1 pseudogene is annotated in these 250 nt (G+C 62.8%); it reads right to left on the reverse strand.

Annotation, left to right across the window (positions count from 1 at the left end):
• Positions 1-150: 150 nt before the first annotated feature.
• Positions 151-250 (reverse strand): annotated as a pseudogene (locus CKW40_RS45300) (enoyl-CoA hydratase family protein); the annotation flags it as partial.

The following is a 250-nucleotide window of genomic DNA, read 5'->3' on the forward strand; positions in this document are numbered from 1 at the left end:
CAGGCTTTCGGCCAGTTCGCGGTGGCGGTCTTCGAAGAACGGCCAGTTGAGGAAGGAACGGTCAGGCATGTTGGCCTCCGCAGTGCATGGAGCACAGCGCTCTACGGCGCCCCCCTCTGTCCTGCCGACGTCTCCACGGAAAGCATCATCTCAATTCCCCTCGAACACCGGCTTTTCCTTGGCCACGAACGCCTTGTAGGCGCGCTCGAAATCGCGCGTCTGCATGCAGATCGCCTGCGCCTGCGCTTCC

This window comes from Mesorhizobium carmichaelinearum (assembly GCF_900199455.1).
Lineage (GTDB): Bacteria > Pseudomonadota > Alphaproteobacteria > Rhizobiales > Rhizobiaceae > Mesorhizobium > Mesorhizobium carmichaelinearum.